Here is a 593-nt window from a genome sequence, read left to right as displayed (position 1 = left end):
ATAATCACTGTGACACTCGTTACATAACAAGCTAGTAATCTCCAGATAAAATTGACATTTTCACCAATTCCATAACTTAACATATTACAAAGTAGTAAAAGAATAATAATACCTATACTGTAAATTAAAATTGTCAGTGTATATTTTTTAATAACTCTATTAGGAAACAATAGTTCATCTATTAGGTTCTTTTTCACCAGTATCTCTCGTTCAATTCTATCTTTGTCACAGATTTTGATTTTACTATTTTTTATTTTTTCCTCTAATAAAATAACCTCGAACGATCTGCTAATTTTTAATAAATATGCAGGAAAAGCTAATGTTAAGCATAATGTAATTAATTCATTTACATTGTTCATGTAACTTATAAAATAGATGAAAGTTGCTACTAGTGCTCCTAAAAATATAGTTATATTAAGTTCTACATCAAATATTTTAAAAATATCTGCTCTATTCATCAGTTAATCATCCTTTCAAGGTTTATTAATACTAATAAATTATTAGATATAGGTATATCATATTATTAATTTAAGAAATTGTCTTTTATAATTTTACTTAATAATAAAAAGAGGCTGGGACATAAAGTATCTGTA

General features: G+C 24.1%; 1 protein-coding gene. It reads right to left on the bottom strand.

The window, feature by feature from the left end:
• Positions 1-458, bottom strand: a 458-nt coding sequence (locus HMPREF2647_RS09165) for a hypothetical protein (protein ID WP_070859980.1), incomplete at its 3' end; no start/stop codon positions are given.
• Positions 459-593: the final 135 nt, after the last annotated feature.

Source organism: Staphylococcus sp. HMSC035D11 (assembly GCF_001836075.1).
GTDB classification, from domain to species: domain Bacteria; phylum Bacillota; class Bacilli; order Staphylococcales; family Staphylococcaceae; genus Staphylococcus; species Staphylococcus hominis.
Note: the sequence above shows the minus strand (reverse complement) of the source record. Positions and strands in the feature narration are given on the sequence as shown.